Source organism: Paenibacillus sp. Soil787, assembly GCF_001429545.1.
In the GTDB taxonomy this organism is placed as follows: Bacteria; Bacillota; Bacilli; order Paenibacillales; family NBRC-103111; genus Paenibacillus_E.
This window is the reverse complement of the sequence record NZ_LMSP01000046.1, coordinates 158,014-177,696: the sequence shown is the minus strand read 5'-3', so window position 1 is coordinate 177,696 and position 19,683 is coordinate 158,014. Positions and strand designations below refer to the sequence as shown.

The 19,683-nt window shown below is 44.3% G+C and carries 21 protein-coding genes and 1 riboswitch; of the genes, 8 read left to right on the top strand and 13 right to left on the bottom strand.

The window, feature by feature from the left end; translation table 11 throughout:
• Positions 1 to 63 precede the first annotated feature (63 nt).
• Together ASG93_RS30820 and ASG93_RS30815 are read right to left on the bottom strand one after the other, a co-directional pair.
• The gene (locus tag ASG93_RS30820) at positions 64 to 975 is read right to left on the bottom strand and encodes an AraC family transcriptional regulator (RefSeq protein WP_056838488.1); all 912 of its coding nucleotides are present in this window, start codon (positions 973 to 975) and stop codon (positions 64 to 66) included.
• Entirely contained in the window at positions 965 to 1,786 is an 822-nt protein-coding gene (locus tag ASG93_RS30815; RefSeq protein WP_056838487.1) for an AraC family transcriptional regulator, read from the bottom strand. The genes ASG93_RS30820 and ASG93_RS30815 overlap by 11 nt, the downstream gene beginning before the upstream one ends.
• A 165-nt stretch (positions 1,787 to 1,951) precedes the next feature.
• Here ASG93_RS30815 and ASG93_RS30810 point away from each other — a divergent pair, with 165 nt between their 5' ends.
• Positions 1,952 to 3,151, top strand: coding sequence for an aspartate aminotransferase family protein (locus ASG93_RS30810; RefSeq protein ID WP_056838677.1), 1,200 nt, complete (start codon positions 1,952 to 1,954; stop codon positions 3,149 to 3,151).
• A gap of 467 nt (positions 3,152 to 3,618) precedes the next feature.
• Here ASG93_RS30810 and ASG93_RS30805 read toward each other — a convergent pair whose 3' ends face one another.
• Entirely contained in the window at positions 3,619 to 4,455 is an 837-nt protein-coding gene (locus ASG93_RS30805; protein WP_056838484.1) for a phytanoyl-CoA dioxygenase family protein, read from the bottom strand.
• Positions 4,456 to 4,678: 223 nt separating this feature from the next.
• Here ASG93_RS30805 and ASG93_RS30800 point away from each other — a divergent pair, with 223 nt between their 5' ends.
• Positions 4,679 to 5,557 (top strand): helix-turn-helix domain-containing protein, encoded by an 879-nt coding sequence (locus ASG93_RS30800; protein WP_056838482.1) that lies wholly within the window; start codon positions 4,679 to 4,681, stop codon positions 5,555 to 5,557.
• Between the two features lie 125 nt (positions 5,558 to 5,682).
• Here ASG93_RS30800 and ASG93_RS35580 read toward each other — a convergent pair whose 3' ends face one another.
• On the bottom strand, positions 5,683 to 5,847 hold the full coding sequence (locus ASG93_RS35580; protein WP_156411105.1) for a hypothetical protein: 165 nt from the start codon (positions 5,845 to 5,847) through the stop codon (positions 5,683 to 5,685).
• Positions 5,848 to 6,041: 194 nt separating this feature from the next.
• Between ASG93_RS35580 and kduI the strand changes: the two genes are divergently transcribed.
• From kduI to ASG93_RS30780, 4 genes are read left to right on the top strand one after another with little or no spacing between them, the layout of a single operon-like run.
• The gene (gene kduI / locus ASG93_RS30795; RefSeq protein WP_056838480.1) at positions 6,042 to 6,875 is read left to right on the top strand and encodes a 5-dehydro-4-deoxy-D-glucuronate isomerase; all 834 of its coding nucleotides are present in this window, start codon (positions 6,042 to 6,044) and stop codon (positions 6,873 to 6,875) included.
• A gap of 34 nt (positions 6,876 to 6,909) precedes the next feature.
• Positions 6,910 to 7,665 carry a DeoR/GlpR family DNA-binding transcription regulator gene (locus tag ASG93_RS30790; protein WP_056838478.1) on the top strand — a complete coding sequence of 252 codons (756 nt, stop codon included), beginning with the start codon at positions 6,910 to 6,912 and terminating at the stop codon, positions 7,663 to 7,665.
• An 18-nt stretch (positions 7,666 to 7,683) separates the two neighbouring features.
• Entirely contained in the window at positions 7,684 to 8,436 is a 753-nt protein-coding gene (kduD, locus tag ASG93_RS30785; protein ID WP_056838475.1) for a 2-dehydro-3-deoxy-D-gluconate 5-dehydrogenase KduD, read from the top strand.
• Positions 8,437 to 9,267 (top strand): sugar phosphate isomerase/epimerase family protein, encoded by an 831-nt coding sequence (locus ASG93_RS30780; protein WP_056838473.1) that lies wholly within the window; start codon positions 8,437 to 8,439, stop codon positions 9,265 to 9,267. It abuts the gene before it with no gap.
• Between the two features lie 60 nt (positions 9,268 to 9,327).
• Here the strand turns inward: ASG93_RS30780 and ASG93_RS36695 are convergent, their stop codons facing one another.
• Together ASG93_RS36695 and ASG93_RS36690 are read right to left on the bottom strand one after the other, a co-directional pair.
• On the bottom strand, positions 9,328 to 9,579 hold the full coding sequence (locus tag ASG93_RS36695) for a heme-binding protein (protein WP_056838471.1): 252 nt from the start codon (positions 9,577 to 9,579) through the stop codon (positions 9,328 to 9,330).
• Between the two features lie 72 nt (positions 9,580 to 9,651).
• Entirely contained in the window at positions 9,652 to 9,795 is a 144-nt protein-coding gene (locus ASG93_RS36690) for a heme-binding protein (protein ID WP_235551020.1), read from the bottom strand.
• 148 nt (positions 9,796 to 9,943) lie between these two features.
• Positions 9,944 to 10,022, top strand: a riboswitch (ZMP/ZTP riboswitch).
• Between the two features lie 62 nt (positions 10,023 to 10,084).
• Between ASG93_RS36690 and ASG93_RS30770 the strand changes: the two genes are divergently transcribed.
• Entirely contained in the window at positions 10,085 to 10,678 is a 594-nt protein-coding gene (locus ASG93_RS30770) for a DJ-1/PfpI family protein (RefSeq protein ID WP_056838468.1), read from the top strand.
• 655 nt (positions 10,679 to 11,333) lie between these two features.
• Here ASG93_RS30770 and ASG93_RS30765 read toward each other — a convergent pair.
• The 7 genes from ASG93_RS30765 to ASG93_RS30735 form a co-directional block, all read right to left on the bottom strand.
• A complete protein-coding gene (locus ASG93_RS30765; protein ID WP_056838466.1) occupies positions 11,334 to 11,555 on the bottom strand; it encodes a hypothetical protein in 222 nt (73 codons plus the stop codon).
• A 114-nt stretch (positions 11,556 to 11,669) separates the two neighbouring features.
• Positions 11,670 to 12,794 carry a Ger(x)C family spore germination protein gene (locus tag ASG93_RS30760; RefSeq protein WP_056838465.1) on the bottom strand — a complete coding sequence of 375 codons (1,125 nt, stop codon included), beginning with the start codon at positions 12,792 to 12,794 and terminating at the stop codon, positions 11,670 to 11,672.
• Positions 12,791 to 13,891 carry a GerAB/ArcD/ProY family transporter gene (locus ASG93_RS30755; protein WP_056838463.1) on the bottom strand — a complete coding sequence of 367 codons (1,101 nt, stop codon included), beginning with the start codon at positions 13,889 to 13,891 and terminating at the stop codon, positions 12,791 to 12,793. The genes ASG93_RS30760 and ASG93_RS30755 overlap by 4 nt, the downstream gene beginning before the upstream one ends.
• Before the next feature lie 58 nt (positions 13,892 to 13,949).
• Positions 13,950 to 15,071 (bottom strand): Ger(x)C family spore germination protein, encoded by a 1,122-nt coding sequence (locus tag ASG93_RS30750; protein ID WP_056838461.1) that lies wholly within the window; start codon positions 15,069 to 15,071, stop codon positions 13,950 to 13,952.
• Complete coding sequence (locus ASG93_RS30745; protein WP_056838459.1) at positions 15,068 to 16,168, bottom strand: GerAB/ArcD/ProY family transporter; 1,101 nt, start codon at positions 16,166 to 16,168, stop codon at positions 15,068 to 15,070. The genes ASG93_RS30750 and ASG93_RS30745 overlap by 4 nt, the downstream gene beginning before the upstream one ends.
• The gene (locus ASG93_RS30740) at positions 16,165 to 17,703 is read right to left on the bottom strand and encodes a spore germination protein (protein ID WP_082615198.1); all 1,539 of its coding nucleotides are present in this window, start codon (positions 17,701 to 17,703) and stop codon (positions 16,165 to 16,167) included. The genes ASG93_RS30745 and ASG93_RS30740 overlap by 4 nt, the downstream gene beginning before the upstream one ends.
• 194 nt (positions 17,704 to 17,897) lie before the next feature.
• Positions 17,898 to 18,905: an LLM class flavin-dependent oxidoreductase gene (locus tag ASG93_RS30735; protein ID WP_056838457.1), complete on the bottom strand. Its 1,008-nt coding sequence runs from the start codon at positions 18,903 to 18,905 to the stop codon at positions 17,898 to 17,900.
• Positions 18,906 to 19,290: 385 nt separating this feature from the next.
• Between ASG93_RS30735 and ASG93_RS30730 the strand changes: the two genes are divergently transcribed.
• Positions 19,291 to 19,485: a hypothetical protein gene (locus tag ASG93_RS30730; RefSeq protein ID WP_056838455.1), complete on the top strand. Its 195-nt coding sequence runs from the start codon at positions 19,291 to 19,293 to the stop codon at positions 19,483 to 19,485.
• The last annotated feature ends 198 nt before the right edge of the window (positions 19,486 to 19,683 follow it).

Sequence of the window (19,683 nt, the reverse complement as noted above, 5' to 3'; positions counted from 1 at the left end):
CAAGCGCGAAAGAGAAAACGTTATCAAATTCCTAACTTCATTGGAGCTGGTTTGTCAAAAATCCTAACTTTTTTCTGGATATTCCGACTTGTGAGTATCCATTGATTTCCGATATTCCGTAGGGGTTAAATCGGTATAGTCTTTGAAAAGCATATGAAAATACTGTCGGCTCCCTACCCCGATATAATCACAAATTTCTGAAATCGGCACATCTGTTTCCAGCAGCAGCATTTTGGCTTTTTCCATTCGAATCACGGTTAAATAAGTCATAAGGGTTTGCCCTGTTAACGATTTGAATATCCGTTGTAAATACCCGGGATGTAAATTTACGGCTCCAGCAATTTCCTTCACTTGAATGTCGCGGTCATAGTTCTGGTGCAAATAGTCAACGCTCTGTTTCACATACCACTCACTTTGCGCCATGCCGCCGCTTGCTGCTTCTTGCCTAAGTCGCGCTATTCGAATGAGCAGTTGAGCGATGAGCAATTGAACCATCGTAACACTTTTGACGGCTGCTTTATCCAGTTCAAGCACCAAGCTTTTCATAATGTGATACACCTCATCGGGGTCGCGCAGTACCAAATAAGGAGATTTGACCTCAAGTAAAGAAGCCAATAGCTTGTCTTCTGCAGCCAGTTGATGAATAGATGGAAACACACCCTTTTGCTGGGTAAAACGGAACTCTACATTTAGCATTCTACAGGGGGCAGCCTCATCAACGATCAATCGATGGGAGACATTGGCATCCATGATAATGAACTCTCCCTTTTTGAGACTAACACTTTCGGTTTGTGTAGGAAGTGTCTGGATTTCAACGTCACAGTTACCTTGGATGGTATACATGATTTCTACCGCATCATGACGATGAAAGGGCATATTGAAGCCTTGCCATTGTTTAAAATAATACGCCATCACCTGCGGATGGCAGTGATGCTCGGTCAAGAAGGCGGGGAAAAGGCAACCGCTATTCTGCATGGGAATCTCCTTTCCCCCAAGAGGAAGTCCTTATCTCTGAAGGAGTTTTACCTGTTTGCTGCTTCACCAATCGCGCGAAGTGGTAACTGGTTTGGAACCCGCTTCGCTGAGCAATTTCCGATATCGATAAACCCGTATGGGCTAGCAACTCCATAGCACGCAGTACACGATAGTGCCACACATATTTAATCGGCGTCGTTTGCTCGTATTTACGGAAAAGCCTTACCAAATGCTCATCCGAAACTCCCGCATGCGCGGCTATTAGCGGCAGACTCAAGTTTTCTTTAAATGTTTGATGAATGTATGATTTGGCAAGTAAAACAGATGGATGAATGTCACGCTGCAGCTGCGCTTTGGACAACTCGGATAGAAATAATTGAATCGCTGTGTGACCGAGACTTCGCATGACTGGCCCTGTATCTTCATGCTCGGATCGGATTGACAGCATAAGGTCTGTTATTCGGTTCAAGTGTTCAGAAATTGGGAGGCTAAATGGAACCTGCTCCAACGCTTTCACTTCATCCATAGATAATGGTTGGATGCTTACGGCTACCCAACGATGCCAACTGTCCTGTTCATCTGCAAATGTAAAATACTCGATGTGCCCAGGCTTTAGAAGTGCCACATTGCCGGGCTCCAGTCGGAAGAGAACGCCATCAATGGTCACTTCCATTGAACCAGTATGTAAGAGAACAAGCTGAATATCTTGTTGGATGCGAGGACCGTACCTACCACCCGGCGGATATACAATCGTACCGACCGTCGCGGAATCGATATGATTAAAACTAAGATGTTCTAACGGATTCGCCATGTGTTCATCTCCAGAAAAGCTGTGTCATCATTAAGGCAATTGTAACCGTCTATAGGTAAAAAGAAAATCCTTTCGATGGGAAGAGATTTCTAGCATTGAATAAATATACTTTAAAATGTATAATTATTCAATTATGATGAAAAGGATGATGTCTGAGTGGGAAAAATGGATCCTTATACGGATGAATTACTTGATGATGCGAATTCATCCATTTTATTTATTGCTAACCGACCTCAGGTAGTTATGGAGCATGGTGAAGGTATGTATGTCTGGGATACAGAAGGGAAACGTTATCTAGATTTTATTGGCGGATGGGCGGTTACTTGTTTAGGCCACTCTCCCCAGGTGATAAGTGATGCCTTGTTGAAACAGTCGGGGAAGCTAGTTAATGTGAGTCCAGCCTTCTATAATAAGCCAATGGTTGAGTTCGCCCGATTATTAACGAAGTTAACGGGATTAGAACGTGTATTTTTTGGCAGCACAGGTGCGGAAGCCAATGAGAGTGCTATTAAGCTTGCACGTAAATATGGTTCCGTCCACAAAGATGGAGCTTACGAAATTATTACAACGAACCGAAGCTTCCACGGTCGATCGTTGGCAACTATGGCTGCTACGGGAAAGGCAGGATGGGAGCAAATGTTTACCCCACAGGTGCCTGGATTCGTTAAAGTGCCGTTTAATGACATTGAGGCCATTGAACGAGCCATTAACCGGAAAACATGTGCTGTTTTAGTAGAACTCATTCAGGGTGAAGGCGGTGTTTATGAAGTTAGTTTCGCATACATACAAGAGTTACGTAAGCTCTGTAGCGAACACGGAATTCTTCTAATCTTTGATGAGATCCAGACAGGAATTGGACGAACTGGAAGCATGTTCACTTATGAGCATTATGGTGTATTGCCGGATGTGCTTACATTAGCTAAAGGGATTGGAGGCGGATTTCCGTTGTCTGCGATGTTAGCGAAAGAAGCGTATAATCTATTTGATGCAGGTGATCAGGGTGGTACATATACAGGACAACCGCTTGCCATGGCTGTGGGATATGCAGTTGTTCACGAAGTGATTAGGCGCAACCTTCCTCAGCAAGCCGCTGAACAAGGGATGTATGTGCTGAATAAACTCCATGAAATTCAAGCTTTGTATGGACTTACTCATATACGTGGAAAAGGATTGTTGCTTGCGTTTGATCTTCCCGAACCGCGCGGAACAGAGCTTGTCTCCGCTTGTTTGCAAGCAGGATTGCTTATTAATTCGCCAAATCCGAGTACAATTCGATTGATGCCTGCACTTATTGTAACGAAAGACGAGATCAACGAGATGATGACCATTTTATGCAGAACGATGGATCAATTATTCAAAAAATAACGCTTGAAAATTAAAAAAACGCCTTACGTCGACCATTGACGAGGCTGTTTGTAAAGTTTAATGCAAAGTATCCAACGCCTTAGCCGTAAATGTTTCAAACATTCGCTTGATCATCCGTGTCTTGTTGTACTTTGTACAACATTACGCAAGCTAATTCACGTTTCCCACGGAAATGTTGCAAAAAATGCAACATTTTTAGCAGAAGTAGCCCTTTTGCCTTTAAAAGGCTGACTTGTTGTATGAAATACAACATCTTTTAGCTTGCTCGATAGAAATCGAGGAAATTGTTGTACACAGTACAACTTTCCATCCCAATTTCTTAATGCGTGCGAATCCCAGGCACGCGTTGTACGCTGTATGGCGGTATGTTAAAACCCAACCATAAATAAGGGGTAAGCTTCGCTTACCCCAAACATATAAATTATGTCAAGAATATCCCTTCGTATGGAAGGAATTCGGCACTTTATTTATCGTTTAAACAAAACCGGAAAATACTCATTTGCAAAAGCCTGACCGTGATAAGGGCGCGGTCCTAGCAAACGGGAATTGTCATGACGCTGCACGCCTACGCGGTAGCTGGTGCCGCCCGGCATCAGATGCGCGACGACAGACATCCGTGGCTCATTCGTTTTATTCGCGCCGGACCCGTGGAACGTAAGAGCGTGATGAAAGCTTGCCTGACCTGCCTTCAGAATGCAGGGCTCCTCGACCCATTCCCGACCTGCCGCATATTTGTTCCTTAGCTCCTCCATGTTCGGATCGAAGAACGTGTTGCTATCAGGTATTAGTCCCCACTTGTGAGAGCCTAGAATGGTCATCATCCCGCCGTTGGTTAGGTCCGTGTCCTGAAGCGCGATCCATACGGTGATCATATTCGGATTGCTGGAGCATTGCCAGTAGCCATAATCCTGATGCCAGCCAACGTTGCCGGACAGCGTCTCCTTATCGCCAACACCTGGCTTATAAATAACCTGATCGTGCCACAGCCTAATTTCATCTGTCTCCAGCAAATCGGCTGCAAGCTCACCGATAAACGGATCCGTGACGGTGCTTCGGATTTCGTCATTGATCCACCATCCATTATCTAGCTTGCGTAATGAATCCGGATTCGAGTTCGCACGATAATGGTTCATCGGAAGCCCATCACCATCGTAATCGCTAGTCCAAACCCGTTCATGTGCATGTCGCAACCGTGCGATTTGATCATCGTCCAGCAGCTTCGGAGAAATCCAATACCCGTCGCGATTGAATGTATCCTTATCCTGAGCCGTAATTTTGTACGTTCTCTCTACTTGCAAAGTCATCGTAAATTCCTCCTTATATTGTCTTGTTTTCATCATACTTAATCCCAAGTTGATTGACGTTCATAGAGCTACAAAGTAGTATGAGAAACATATAAGACAAATAAGAACATCCCAAGGATAAACGACTCCGTCGTCCTTCAGGGACGAGCGCGTTTGTCAAGACTGATGACGCGAAGTGTAATAAAACTTATACTTATCTACGAACATAAAGGAGGCCCTCCCCTTGCCTGCGAAACAAAGTCCGCGCTGGACTTACGACATCAATACGGAAGATTGCCTACCAGGTGTACCGGAGCTGCTCCTTTTCGGCTTCGATGAGATTAGGTCGGCTCTGCCCCTTTCTTATCATCAGCATGCCGGGTACGAATTCGTTTTGGTTGAACGGGGTAAAGCTAACTGGGAGCTGGACGGGTACGTCTATGAGACAAAAGCAGGCGACGTGTTTCACACAAGTCCTGGCGAGGTTCATCGCGGCGGATTCAACGTGATAGAGCCCAGCCGTTTCTGGTGGTTCATCATCACACCGCCGCATTCGGAAGACTGGTTGCGCTTGCCGCAAGGCGAGAGTGAATGCTTCAAACATGCTCTAGAAGCACTGCCCCGAGTTACCCATACTGGACTGCAGGCCGTTGACGACATTAGAAAGTTGCGAAGTGCATTAAATTCCAACGTTCCATTACGAACCTCCGCTACCCGCCAAGCGCTGCTTGGGTTGATGCTTCGAATTCTTCAGCCTAGTCAACAAATGGTCTCTCTCGCTGACGATCTTTTACGTCAATTGGATGCACTGATAGACCGGATTGAGAAAACGCCGCAATGGCGCCCTGCCATTGAAGAGATGGCTGATTTTGTGCGGATCAGTCCCTCCCATTTCTTCCGCACCTTCCAGGAATATACGGGGCTCCCGCCAATGGTATTTATTGAACGCGCACGAATTAAGAGAGCTTGCGGACTGCTGGTTGAAGGCACGGATTCTGTCACAGAGATTGCTAATGAATTGGGTTATGCATCCAGTCAACATTTTGCCACCGTGTTTAAACGCATTACAGGCATGACCCCGATCCAATGGAGAAAGTTTCAGACTGGCCGGAATGCATTCTAGCGTATAGCCCAAATACTCCAACAGATCGTATGGAGAAAATAAAAAAAGGACCTTGGTATCTACAAATGTAGACAACAAGGTCCTTTTCAGCGCTCTCCCATCCTCGTGAGAAGCTCATCCACTTCCTAATCCCGATCATCGGGATTGCCCGCGGAGAACACCTTTTTCACATTATCCATGATTTCCTCGACAGCCTCACTCAGCATATCTGTCGGTGTTGTGGCTTCTTCCTCAGGTTGAGTGGGAATCGTATCGTTACAAACGTGATCGAAATAATGACTTTTATCCATGCGCTTTACCTCCTAGGTGTAACATAATATCGTTTGCTTGTTGTTTACTTATTCCGTATCTTTTATTCACCCTCAGAGAAACTTTTTGAAACATAGGTCCAAAAACCCTTGCCTAAACCCCCCTTTTGAAGTAAATTAAACCTATATGAACGTATATCAACGTAAATAAACCAATTTTGAGGAGAGATTAACCTATGGATATCCGCTACGCATCACACCCGAATGAAGTTAAACAATTTGACACGGAACGCCTGCAAGCTGAGTTTCAAATCAATGCTTTGTTCTCACCTAATGAAATTAAATTAGTGTACTCCCACGTTGACCGTTTCATCATTGGTGGCGTGCTTCCTATTACAGGCGCACTTCAATTGCAAGCTGACAAGAAAGAAATGGCTGCTGATTATTTCTTAGAGCGCCGCGAGATCGGTATTATTAATGTTGGCGGCAGAGGCACGATCACCGTTGATGGTACGGTTTACAACATGGATTCCAAAGATTGCATTTATATTGGTCTTGGCGCGAAGGATATTACGTTTGCTAGTGATAACGCTGCTGAGCCTGCGAAATTCTATTTTAATTCAACACCAGCTCACCAAACATATCCAACTGTTAAAGTCGCCATCAGCGAAGCTACTCCTACTCACTTAGGCAGCATCAATACTTCTAATGAGCGTACGATTTACAAATACATCCACACAGGCGGTGTAAAAAGCTGTCAACTCGTAATGGGTATGACGCTTCTGAAACCAGGCAACATGTGGAACACAATGCCATCCCATACACACAATCGTCGTTCCGAAGTTTACTTCTACTTTGACATGCCGGAAGATGCGGTTGTGTTCCACATGATGGGTGAACCGCAGCAAACACGTCACGTAGTTATGCGCAATGAGCAAGCTGTCATTTCCCCAAGCTGGTCCATTCATAGCGGTGTTGGCACGAACAACTACACCTTCATTTGGGGTATGGCTGGCGAAAATCAAATTTTTGATGATATGGACGCCGTGGCCATGAAAGATTTAAAATAATCGGTAACCTCTATTAAGAAACGGATGACAACCGATGAACCCTTTACGCAGATATGAAACCATCATGGAAATACTCCTGGCTCAGAAAGAAGTAACCGTGAACGAGCTTAGCGAACGGCTGGACGTTACAGGTAAAACGATTCGCGAAGATTTGGCCAAACTCGAGGAAAAAGGATTACTCGTCCGCATTCATGGCGGAGCGGTGCTCGCTCAAAGTGATCAGCTTGGCATACTTTCAACGAAAGAGCCGATCATTAAGCACGCCGATCAAAAATCCGAAATCGCGACGATTGCTTTGCGATACATTCAACCACGGGATATTATTGCCCTCGATGGCGGCAGTACAACACTTGAAATTGCTAGGCGGCTGGATAATCAGCCGCTTACTGTTGTAACGAATGATTTATTTATTATCTCCGAGCTCTTGCATAAAGAAGAAATTCGATTGGTTGTGCCAGGCGGCTACCGTCTGCGTAACACCCTCGCAGGTCCTGAAGCCGTAGACTATGTGAGTAAGCTCAATATTCAGAAATCGTTCATTTCTGCCACTGGTGTTCATTTGCAGCACGGCTTTACCATCTACACAAGTGATCATGCCGATTATAAACGTGCGTTGATCAGATCCAGTGCAACGGTTTACGGCGTTGCCGATCACTACAAATTCGGCCAGTGTGCCTTACGAACGTTCGCTACCTTGTCAGAGGTGGCTATGATTCTAACAGACAGTTCCCTACCCGCTGATATTGCCAAGCAGTACAGAGATGCTGGCATCCAAATTGTAACTCAATAGTGAAAAGGAGTATCCTTCATGACACTTTTTAATTTATCAGGCAAAACAGCCTTCGTTACCGGCGCTTCCGGCGGTCTTGGTCAAGCGATGGCCATTGGCCTTGCAGAAGCAGGCGCAAATGTCATTGCTGTTTCCTCATCTGAAAGCGTTCAAACGGTTGAAGCCATCCGAGCAATAGGCGGCAAAGCCGAGCTGATCGCAGCTGATCTTAGCAACGAAGTCATCCTTGAGGATGTGGTAAACAAAGCCATTGGCATCTATGGCGGCATCGATATTCTCGTGAATAACGCCGGAATCATCCGTCGTACACCGGCAGTCGACCATGCGCGTCAAGATTGGCACGATGTCATTGACCTGAACTTGAACTCGGCCTTCTTCTTGTGCCAGCTGCTTGGCCGTCACATGATTGAGCGCGGCAGCGGCAAAATCATAAACATCGCTTCCATGCTGACCTATCAAGGTGGCATTAATGTTCCTGGTTACACAGCAAGCAAACATGCTATCGCAGGTGTTACCAAAGCATTAGCGAACGAGTGGGCTGGGAAAGGCATCCAGATCAATGCCATCGCTCCTGGTTACATGACGACTAATAACACAGCTCCTATTCTCAAAGATGAGAAACGTACACAATCCATTACAGATCGAATTCCGGCAGGCCGTTGGGGCTCACCTGAGGATTTGAAAGGTCCAGTTGTATTCTTATCATCGCATGCATCAGATTATATGAACGGACACGTACTGTGCGTGGACGGCGGATGGATGGCTAGATAGATGGGAATCGGTACGTTAGCTCATACTGCTGGACATCTTCCATTGAAGAAATTAACAGAGAAGTTAAGCGGACGAGGCATTGACTTCGTTCAATTGGCACTCAGTAAAGCGATTAGTGATATTGACACCAGCCTCGGCAGGCTCAGCCCTGCTCTTGCCAACCACATTGCTGAGCAATTCCACCATGCTGGCATCCGAATTGGCGTTCTTGGCTGCTATATCAACCCAATTCATCCTGATCCGCAGCAGCGGCGTCATGAAATCAACCGGTTCAAGGAGCATCTGCGTTTCGCCAGAGACTTTGGCACCTCTATCGTTGCGACGGAAACGGCTGACCTAACGACGTACCTCTCGCAGGATTCCGAGCGTTATGAGGCCATTGGTTGGGAGACCCTCAAGCAAACAGTTGAAGAATTGGCAGAGGAAGCAGAACGCTGGGGTGTCTTCATTGGACTCGAACCTGTATTCACTCACACATTGTCTAGCTGCGATAAAATGGTCCGAATTTTGGATGAGGTTCCATCCAGTAATCTGGGGATTGTGTTTGATCCAGTGAATCTATTGCCACCCGTTTCTGTTGAGACACAAGAAGTATTTCTGGATCAGGCTTTTGCTGCTTTCGGTGATCGTATTGTCCTTGCCCATCTTAAGGATGTCGTCGTTCAAAATGGCAAGCTGGAAGCTGTCCCAACCGGCAAAGGTATTTTCCAAACGAAAACGTTCTTGGAGAAGCTGCATCGAATAAAACCGGGGATCGACATCTCGTTAGAACAACTAACGGATGATACGATTGACGAAACCGTTCAATATGTTAGAAGCCTTTTGAAATAACACATAGGCCCCGTTCTCTCTTTCGTTGGAGGGACTGGGCTTTTCTTTTTGAAATGATGCCTATTTCTTTATATCAGGCTCTGTCATGACATCATATACGTTACCCAAATAAGACTGAAGCGCCTTTAACGCCGCAACCCCCACAGCAATGTCATCCTCACTACTCCCTCCACTTACACCGACTCCGCCAATGACACTCCCGTTCACCACAATTGGAAGTCCCCCGACGAAAATAGCAAATTTGCCAGGCATCATGGCATGAATCCCAAATGCCTCACCATGAATGGTCGCTGGACCACCGGGCTGATTCAAGGATAAACGACTCTATCGTCCTTCAGGGACGAGCGCGTTTGTCAAGGTAGATGCGAAGCAAAAGTATAAAACTTATACTTGCTTATCTACGAACAAATGCGTAGAACGCCTGTGACCGCTAGCTGTAAAAGCCTTAGCTATGGCGATTTCCGGGCTCGTATTGCGAGCGCCATTCATTTTTGCTTCCTCTAATTCAAGCTTAAATACCGATTTCATGAGTAATTCCCTCCCTTTTTATCGCCCATAATGACGTGCGCAACGAATGCCTCTTCCATTCATATGGGGAGCGAAAGGTTTAAGTCATAGTCATCGCTTGAAAAAAGATATTGAATTTCGGAGAGGGAGCTTGTAAGATTATAGAAATTAACCAATGTGTGACTGGCGTAAACATGGATAACCATGAGGAAGCACATTGCAAACAGCCGTACGCCTGGGCAAAGTATTTGATCCTTGATCAAGTGCTTATTTGTGCTTATATGACAATTGAAAGGTCAGGTGGCTATTTATGAAAATGGCATTCATACTATTCGATGGAATGACCACGTTAGACTTCGCCGGCTTCTATGAGGCCATCACATGGATGGGCATTTTGGGAGCTAAAGAAAACATCTCTTGGGACTTCTGCTCCAATAAGGAGGAAATTACCGACGACCGAGGCTTAACCGTTAAGGTAAAGCATGTCTATCCAGATCTATCGGGATATGATCTCTTGTTTGTACCTGGCGGATTCTCGACGAGAAATCTTAGATTCGACGCTGCCTTCATTACCTGGCTCCAAACTGCTGGTAATGTGACTTACAAGGTTTCTGTGTGCACAGGTGCGTTGTTACTAGGTGCAGCCGGATTCCTAAATGGAAAAAAGGCAACCACCAATCCTTCCGCCTACGATTTGTTGACACCCTACTGTTCCGAAGTCATGAAAGAACGAATCGTCAGAGACGGAAATCTCTTCACCGGTGGCGGCGTTTCGGCCTCCATTGACTTAGGATTATTCGTGATTGAATCGCTTACTGATTCAGATTTCGTACAGCAAGTTCAACAAAAGATGGATTACCCTTACTATCAAGCGGGACAGTTGTCTAATGTGAATATGGAGTAATAACCTGACCAGGCCTAGACATAAACTGGTGCGCCCAGACGTATATTTTCAAACATTTACCTTGCTTACTAGCTCACCCATATAATGTTGTTACATTTTATACAACATTACGCTAGCGAATCCACGTTTTCCTCGCGATTGTTGCATAAAATACAACAATTCCAGCCAAAAGTAGCATTTTAGCAAGAAATTAGACTAAATTGTTGTACGAAATACAACATCTTCACCTTTACCCAGCAAAAATAAAAGAAATTGTTGTACGCCGTACAACAATTTCTTCCCTTATTGCCAAATCTGTAAATCTGAAAACCATAAACTAGAAGACCAAATTACCAAGCAAACAAAATCTTTCCCAACAAATTATGCAAGTATCCTGTATCCTGTAGCCAGTATCCTGTATCCTGTATCCTGTATGCTTGTATGCCTGTATGCCTGTATGCCTGTATGCCTGTATGCCTGTATGCCTGTATGCCTGTATACCTGTATACCTGTATAACTGTATGCCTGTATCCTATATTCTGTATCCACACTCTCACTCAAGTCTGAGTCCTTATCTCCCCCTCCCGAGCAATGGGTAAGTTCCGCTCCCGCCTGACCTGTAGCAAATAAATAAACCTACCCAGCACACATAAAGTGTTTGGATAGGCTTTCTGTGTTACTTTTTAGGTTGTTCACGGTTAACACGAACGGGTCTCTCGACCCAATTCTCACGATTCATACGTTGAACCTGATTAATCGGGTTCTTAAGATCGATAACCTCGACCGGTTTCCCCTCCACTTGCATGGCGGCCGCGAGCTTTTCCTTATAACCCGTCCCAGTCGCTGGTCCGCCACCGCCGTTGCGTTTACCCTTATTCCAAACTCTACCTTTACTCATTTCACCACTCCGTTTTTGTTTTAAGTGTAAAGGCATGAGTAGAAAAACGCAAATTTTTGCTGCCAATCCTTATCAACTTTATGTCAAAAAGGTGGTTACCCGCTCCAAAACCAGTCACTTCACGGGCCCCATGCTTCCTATAATCACTTTAACGGAAACATGAATATCTGCCTTTGACAGCGCTTCTCCCCAATGATCCTCCACTTTCTTGTATTGATTATAATCATGGGCCCGTGCGTAGAGACCAAGCCCGATCGGATCGATTTGATGCTTCTGAATGTTTTTGATGAGGTTCTCAAATTGCTTTTGCATATGTTCAGAAACCATTTTCTCTAACTCTTTTCCATTCTTTCGTACATCAAAAGGGAATAAGCGTTCAGTAAGACCGGCTGGCATTTTAATGTTGATATCGAACCGAAACTTGTTCTCCTTGTACGAGGTTTTTATTTTCGTTTTCATTCCTTGAACCGATATACTTAAATGGTCAGTATGGAATGGACCGCTCTTCTTTTCACCAGGAATTGGAAGGGTAAAACTAACAGATTTCTTGGCATTTTTATTCAAAATTTGAAGTAAACCGGTTTCCTCTATGTTCAGCGAGGTCTTATATATCCCTTTATGATCCAGCAGCGATATGCCAGTCAACCTGATCTGTTTGGACTTGTCCAACTGAATTTCGGAAATATAGGGCGTCACCCCCTTCTCAAACATTTGCCAATGCAGCTTCTGCAGTGTTGTTTTTGCCGTTTCAGACCTAGCACTCTTCGTATCGACCATCCCTCGCAATAATAAAGGTAACCTCGGCTGATCTTTCGGATGTAGATATATAATGTCGGAAATAGATCCTTCGACAGCGATGATCCTAGGTGTTAATGGATTTTTCATATCACGAAAGAAGACGTCAAGTATCCGGAACCAGTCCTCATGTTCCAAGATGCGTTTGCTGATAAGCATGACTTGAACTTTTCTGCCTGTAATAACTCCTGGCGCAAATTCATCTTGACGTTCTCTCGATTGACGAATCGTTTGCGATTTCACTCCGATCTCAAGAGTTTTCTTCTTGATATCTCTGCCGTATGAAGGGCTATTCATAAATACAAGTAAGTTGTCTTCCTTATCTAGATCCAGACCAAGAGCTAGGTTGTTAGTCGAATCTTCCATATCTAATCGGTCACTGCACCCCGAAACCCATGCAATAATCATGATAATAATCAAAATGTAAAGCGGCCGTTTGTTCATAAGTGCTTTCTCCACCCCAAACGATCATGTATCCATACATACAGGAGTAAACAACCAGGCACTAAGTACTCGACAACAAAACCGATCTGACCAAGAAACGTATTCATCTTTTCGCTCTGAAAAAAAGTAGGCATGAAGAAATACGTGCCCACAGCGATGAATAGCCAAAGCAGCCGCAAATGTTTGCGGTGGTCCTGCTTTCCGATTAGCCAAGTTGTGCAAAAAACACTCATGTACATCGTAGGTATCCATGACAATGAAAAGATAAGTAAATAAAACGTGATAAATAGCACTTCGATTCGTGATATAATCTTAAACTCGATAGCTTTCAATACATTGATCGTTGGTTCGTTGTACGTCAGTATTTCATCTGGACTGAAATAGACGAAACAGGTAATGGTAATGAACAAATACATGAGCATCGTCAGTGTATACGAGATAACGATTCCTGCTGAGGCCATCCGCTTGTTTTTGAGAAACGGATACAAAATAAACGTGGTTGAAAAACCTACATGATAATATAAAGTGCTAGGTAACGCTGCGAAAACAGGCTTCCATCCTTCTTTAAGCACAGGAAGCAGACGGAGCCAATGAGCATCCTTAAGCGGAAGCAAATAAACGAAGGGGATCCATAGTGATAGGAGTATAATCACTTCCACGTATCTGCCCAATATGCGTGGTCCGTTCCGTACAATAACATAAGTGGGAATGAGCAGCAGAAGCATAATGATATAAGCTGGGGTTTGCTGCAAAAGATATTGTTTTGTAATCAATATCGTATATACTAGACCTGTGTAACCGTAGTAAAAGAGATAGAGGGCAAATAGGACGGCTCCCACTTTCCCTGTCCATTTGCCCAAATACATCGATAATAGATCTAACAAGGTGCCGTCTGGGTACTTTTTCATCACTTGTATGACGATCAGGCTCGCCATTATGGAGATGAGCCAAACGATGATGAGCGTAATCCAGCCTGCCGTGCCTGCGTGTTCAGCTAGTACTCGCGGCAGCGACAAAAATCCGATGCTCACAACCATTCCGAAATTGAGAAGGATATACTGCATGAAGGTGATTTCATTAAAGGCATATTTTTTCACTTGCTGTCCCCCTTAAAGCTTTCTATTAAAAAGCTGGCATCGTAAGCATACAAGGCTGTTACTTCACTGTCCCCATGGATCCTATAATTGTTTTCACAGAAACATGAATGTCCGCATTGGCCAACGTTTCACCCCAATGATCTTCCACTTTCTTGAAATGGCTATATTCATGCGCCTGCGCATAAAGCCCGAGCCCTATCGGATCGATTTTATCCGTTTGTATTTTCTTTATGAGGTTCTCAAACTGCATTTGCACTTGTTCGGTAATCTTATTCTCCAACTCTTTTCCTTGACTACGTACGTCGTAAGGTAACAAAAGCTCCGATAGTCCGACTCGCATGGTAATGTGCATATCGAACTGAAATTTGTCCTTATGGAAAGAGGTCTTGATTTTCACCTTTATTTCATTCGCGTTTAGACTTACTTTATCTGTGTGGAACGGTCCAATCTTCATTTCTCCGGGAATGGAAATTGTTAAGCTGACGCTCTTTTTTGTGTTTTTTTGCAATATGCGCAGTAGAATAGTTTCCTGCATGTTCAGAGAATCAGCAAAGTTCCCTTTATGATCCAACAGTGTCGTCCCTGTCAACGCAATCTGTTTATCTTTCATTCGAACTTCAGAGATGATAGGAGTGACACCCTTTTCAAGTAATTGTTGGTTCAGCCTCTGTAAAGTCGTCTCTACCGTTTCCGATCTGGCGTTCTTCGTTTCTACCATTTCCCGCAGCAATAGGGGCAGCATCGGCTGATCTTTCGGGTTCAGGTATATGATTTCTGAGAGAGGTCCATCGAAAGCAATGATCCTTGGTGTTAATGGATTTTTGGGATCGCGAAACCAAACATCCGTTAATCGGAACCAATTTTCTTGCTGCAGTATTCGTTTAGATACTAATAGGACTTGAATACTTCTCCCTTGGAAAACACCCTCTGTCTTACTGTCTTGTTTTTCTCTTGATTGACGATTCGTCTGTGGTTTCACTCTAAGTTCGCGCGTTTTTTTCGCGACATTTTTGCTGAAAACTGGAGATGTGCTATATAGAATGAACTCGTTTTCATTATCAAGATCAAAACCCACTAATAAAGCATGCGTAGCATCTTCCATATCTAACCTGTCACTGCAGCTCGGAGTGATGACGACAACCGTGGCGATGAGTATAACTAGAAGGACCCGCTTGTTCATAAGTGCTTCCCCCACTGAAAACGATCATGCAGCCATAAATATACGAGTAAGCAACCGGGAAAAACATATTCGACTGCAAAACCAATCTGAATGAGAAAATCATTCATGCGATCGCTCTGATTAAAAGTTGGTATGAAGAAAAACGCGCTCACAGCCGTAAACAACCACAGTATCCGCAAATGATTGCGATGATCCTGCTTTCCGAGGAGCCAGCTTGTGCAAAAAACGCCCATGTATATTGTTGGTATCCACGCTAATGAAAAAACAAGCAAAAAAAACGCGATAAAAAGCATTTCCATCCGTTCTACAAATTTAAATTCAATGGCTTCTAAGATATTAACCACAGGTTCGTTGTACTTCTGAATTTCGTCCGGGCTGTAATAGACAAAACAGATAACCGTAATGAACAAATATCCAAGCATCGTCAGCGTATTGGAGATCATGATAGCGCTAGAAGCTTTTTGTTTGTTTTTCAAAAACGGATACAAAATAAACGTGGTAGCAAATCCGATATAAGAATAGAACGTTGTAGGTACCGCTGAGAATACAGGCTTCCATCCTTCCTTTAATAAGGGGACTATATTAAGCCAGTGGGCGTCCTTGAGCGGAAATAAATATACAAAAGGTATCCATATTGAGATCATAAAAACAAGTTCCGCATATCTGCCCAAGACGCGAAGCCCATTTCGCGCAATCACATAAGTAGGAATGAGCATTAATAGCATGACAGTAAATGCCGAAGTCTGCGGTAAAAGCGATGCCTTTGTAAGCAAAATTGCCTCAACGAGCCCAGTATAAGCGTAGTAAAAGAGATAAAGGGCAAAAAAGATAGCAGCCACCTTGCCTGCCCATTTGCCCAAATATCGTGTTAGTAGATCAAACAAAATTCCTTCTGGGTGCTTTTTCATCACCTGAATAACAATCAAGCTTGCTGCAACCGTAATAGCCCAGCCGATGATGAGTGCGATCCAGCCATCCGTGCCTGCCTTCTCAGCTAATTTTCGCGGCATAGCCAAAAAGAACACACTCACTTGAATACCGCTATTCAGAAAAATATATTGCATAGAGGTGATCTCATTGTAAGCATATTTCTTCATTTCCCATCACCTTTTGGACGATTTGTTCCTTGCCTCTTCGATTGGGTCGCTCTTGTGCCTAGAGGTCGCTTGCCCATTGTCCACAGCGGTAAACGGACGAACGTATCTTTCCAATCGGCAAACCGAACCGGAGCAAAAGGGGTACCGTATGGCGTTCCAAGCGATTCGAGTGCTATCAGATGCCCGATCATTATCATCAAACCAATAATGATGCCAACAATGCCGAACATGGAGGCAGCGATCATCATGCCGAAGCGGATAAGCCGGACAGCTGCGACCATATCATAATTGGGCAGGATGAACGATGCAATGGCCGTAGAAGCAACAACAATCACCATGAGATTGCTGATGAGTCCTGCCTGCACGATTGCTTGTCCAATAACAATGCCTCCGACAATGCCAACGGTTTGCCCGACGGGAGCCGGGAGACGCACACCAGCCTCCCGCATCATTTCAAGAGTTACCTCCATGAGGATCGCTTCCACAAAGGGCGGGAACGGTACTCGACCTCTGAACTCACCAATTGTTAGCAGTAATTTAACGGGTATGATCTCAAAGTTATAGGAAATGACGGCAATGTAGAACGCTGGCAAAAAGATAGCAATGAAAAAAGAAAATATCCGCAGCAGCCTGATAAAAGTTGCGATCGACCAGCGAGTGCTATAGTCGTCGATGTTTTGAAAAAACGACATAAATGCCACAGGTGCGATCAATACACTTGGTGAACGGTCTACGACAACTGCGAATCTTCCTTGCAATATTTGTGAAGCCGCTGCATCCGGTCTTTCCGTTGTAATAAATTGTGGGAATGGGGAATACGGATTGTCCTCAATCAACTCTGCCAACTCACCTGTATTAAGGATGACATCGATATCAAGTTGCTGAATCCTATCTTCCAGTTCGGTTAGCACCTCTGGATGTGCGACATCAGCTAAATATAAGATAGAAATTAAGGTGTTTCCTCTTCGTCCAACCACTAGTTCTTTAATTTTCAATTCACGGCTTTGAATATAGCGACGGATTAAGGCAATGTTCTGGCTGCCTGTCTCAACAAAGCCTTGATGCGCTCCTTTCAAAGAAGCCTCTAACTGCGGATCTTCAATCGCCCGCTGCGGCCACCCTTGCGTTCCTAAGGCGTAAGCTTCCGTCCGACTGCCAACTAAGAGAACACTACTGCCTTGCAAAATAGCATTCTCGATTTGTGGCCAAGCAATCAACGGATTGATTTGACCTACATTTATCGTAAAACCATAACTCGAATCGCTGCTTCCCGTTTCAAATTGAAGTGGGCGAAGTACATTGTTATTAATGGAATTTTTATCTACCAATCCAGATAGATAAACAAGTGCTGCTTGTTCCCCAGACTGCTTGATGATAAAATGCCGCACAATCAAATCGGGAGTTTGGCTGAACTGACTTTGTAAAAAAGTTATATTTTGCGCCAACGACGAACTGATCGAGTCGCTAGGCGGCTGATTAATTTGCGCTGGGACCGAACGATACTTCTTCCTTCCGAACCAGTTTGAAAATAGCAATGAACTTCACCACCCTCACCCCTATTCTTTCATTAAATATCCAAAATTATGTATTCATGACAAAGGCTGTACGCCTATGAAAATGAATGAAGAATACGTTGCTAATAGAAAAAAGCAGCCACCATTAATCGGTGTGCTGCTTCTGATTTACAAGATTGAGCTTATGTCCATACGGTCAAACTTTACGCAAACATTTACACTTGCAGCTCAAACGCCTTGGCTAACAAACGATAAGAATGAATGCGCGCTTCCACATCATGAATCGGCGAAACGATCATAAACTCGTCAGCTTTATACGCTTCGTTCAGCTTGAGAATCTCCGCTTTTACTTGCTGAGGCGTACCCACAATACGCTTGTGCTGGCGACCACGTATTAGGGCCATATCCGATTCTGTATACGGATAATTCATAGCCGTTTCAACGGAAGGAAATGAGGGCAGCAGCGCGCCGCGTCCAAGGGAGAGGAAAAATAAATCCGTACTCGTCGCCAATCGCTTCGCCTCTTCTTCTGTATCGGCGCAAACGACTAAAACCGCCGCAAGCGAATGTGGCTTATCATTCAAAATAGACGGCTTGAATTCCTCACGGTAAATCTGCAGCGCTTGTTCACAATCGGCATTGCCAAAAAACTGTGCAAAACCAAATGCAGCCCCTTGTTTAGCCGCAATGCTGGCACTGTCGTAGGAAGAACCGAGCAGCCAAATTTCCGGTGCTGTCGGAATAATTGGAGATGCCTGCAGCGCCGCAAAGCGATGGTTCGCAGGCAGCGAATCATATAAATACCCCGTCAAGTCAGCAACTTGCTGCGGGTATTGATCTACGCTCGTGTATTTCCCCTCTTGCAGCGCTCGCGTCGAGATGGGCATACCGCCTGGTGCACGTCCAAGACCAACGTCAATCCTTCCCGGATGCAGCGCCTCCAACAAACGGAAATTTTCAGCTACTTTGTATGCACTGTAATGCGGCATCATAATACCGCCTGACCCTAAGCGGATCCGATTCGTTTTTGCAGCTAAATGAGCGATAAGTACTTCTGGACTTGAATGAGCAAGCGCCTCAGAAGCATGATGCTCCGATACCCAGTAACGTGTGTAGCCAAGTTTATCTGCCTCTTGCGCCAGCTCGGTCGTTTCAACCAGCGTTTGCGCGGCGTTGCGACCTTCTCCTATTTGTGATTGGTCCAAAATCCCCAATTTTAACATGCTCGATCACCTCCTTTTAACTGTAACATATTTAAACACAGAATAGCAAAAAAACAGCCAGATTATCTATGAAGACGATAAACTTTCTCTAAATATTGCACGAATACCGATTAGCTATGGTCACAAAATCCAACACAAGATCTATCGTCCAAGGTTTGTTCATCGCAAAAGTCCATTCAATTTTCATACCTATTCCTCCTTTCCGGCCAAAACGGAAAGCCGTGTAGAGAACATTTCACAACGTATAGACAACAGAAAAGAAGCAATTAACCACATTTACATGCAATTAGTCAGGAATAGACAATTTCTATCAATTTACACCTCTACCAAAATTGCTCGTTTGATGATAGTTTAAGATATACATCCAAGCGAGGGAGAGATCAGAATGAGAACCATTTATGAAAATTACCGAGGCTTTAAAATTAGTAAACAAGAACGCACCTATAATGCGATTTCTTCAGATCATGTTGTTTTTAGCCGCTGGCAGCTAAGTCAGGTTCTAGATACGGTCGATCATTATGTGGAAATTACAGATAACAACTCGAGTGTGGACGCTGAATCCGTTATTCCACAAAACTAATCGTGTATATTTGAAATGAACAAAATGGCCATTAACACTAATTTCTCTGATTACAATGGAGTGGACCTTTAGAGGAACGTGGAGGCGCTATTTACTGAAAATCGACCAGATTTCATAAGCAAGAGGAACAACGATCCCTTATTTCGTTATTCTTCCCCCAGAAAGCATAGATTTCACCTAAATAGCGTACTCACGTTC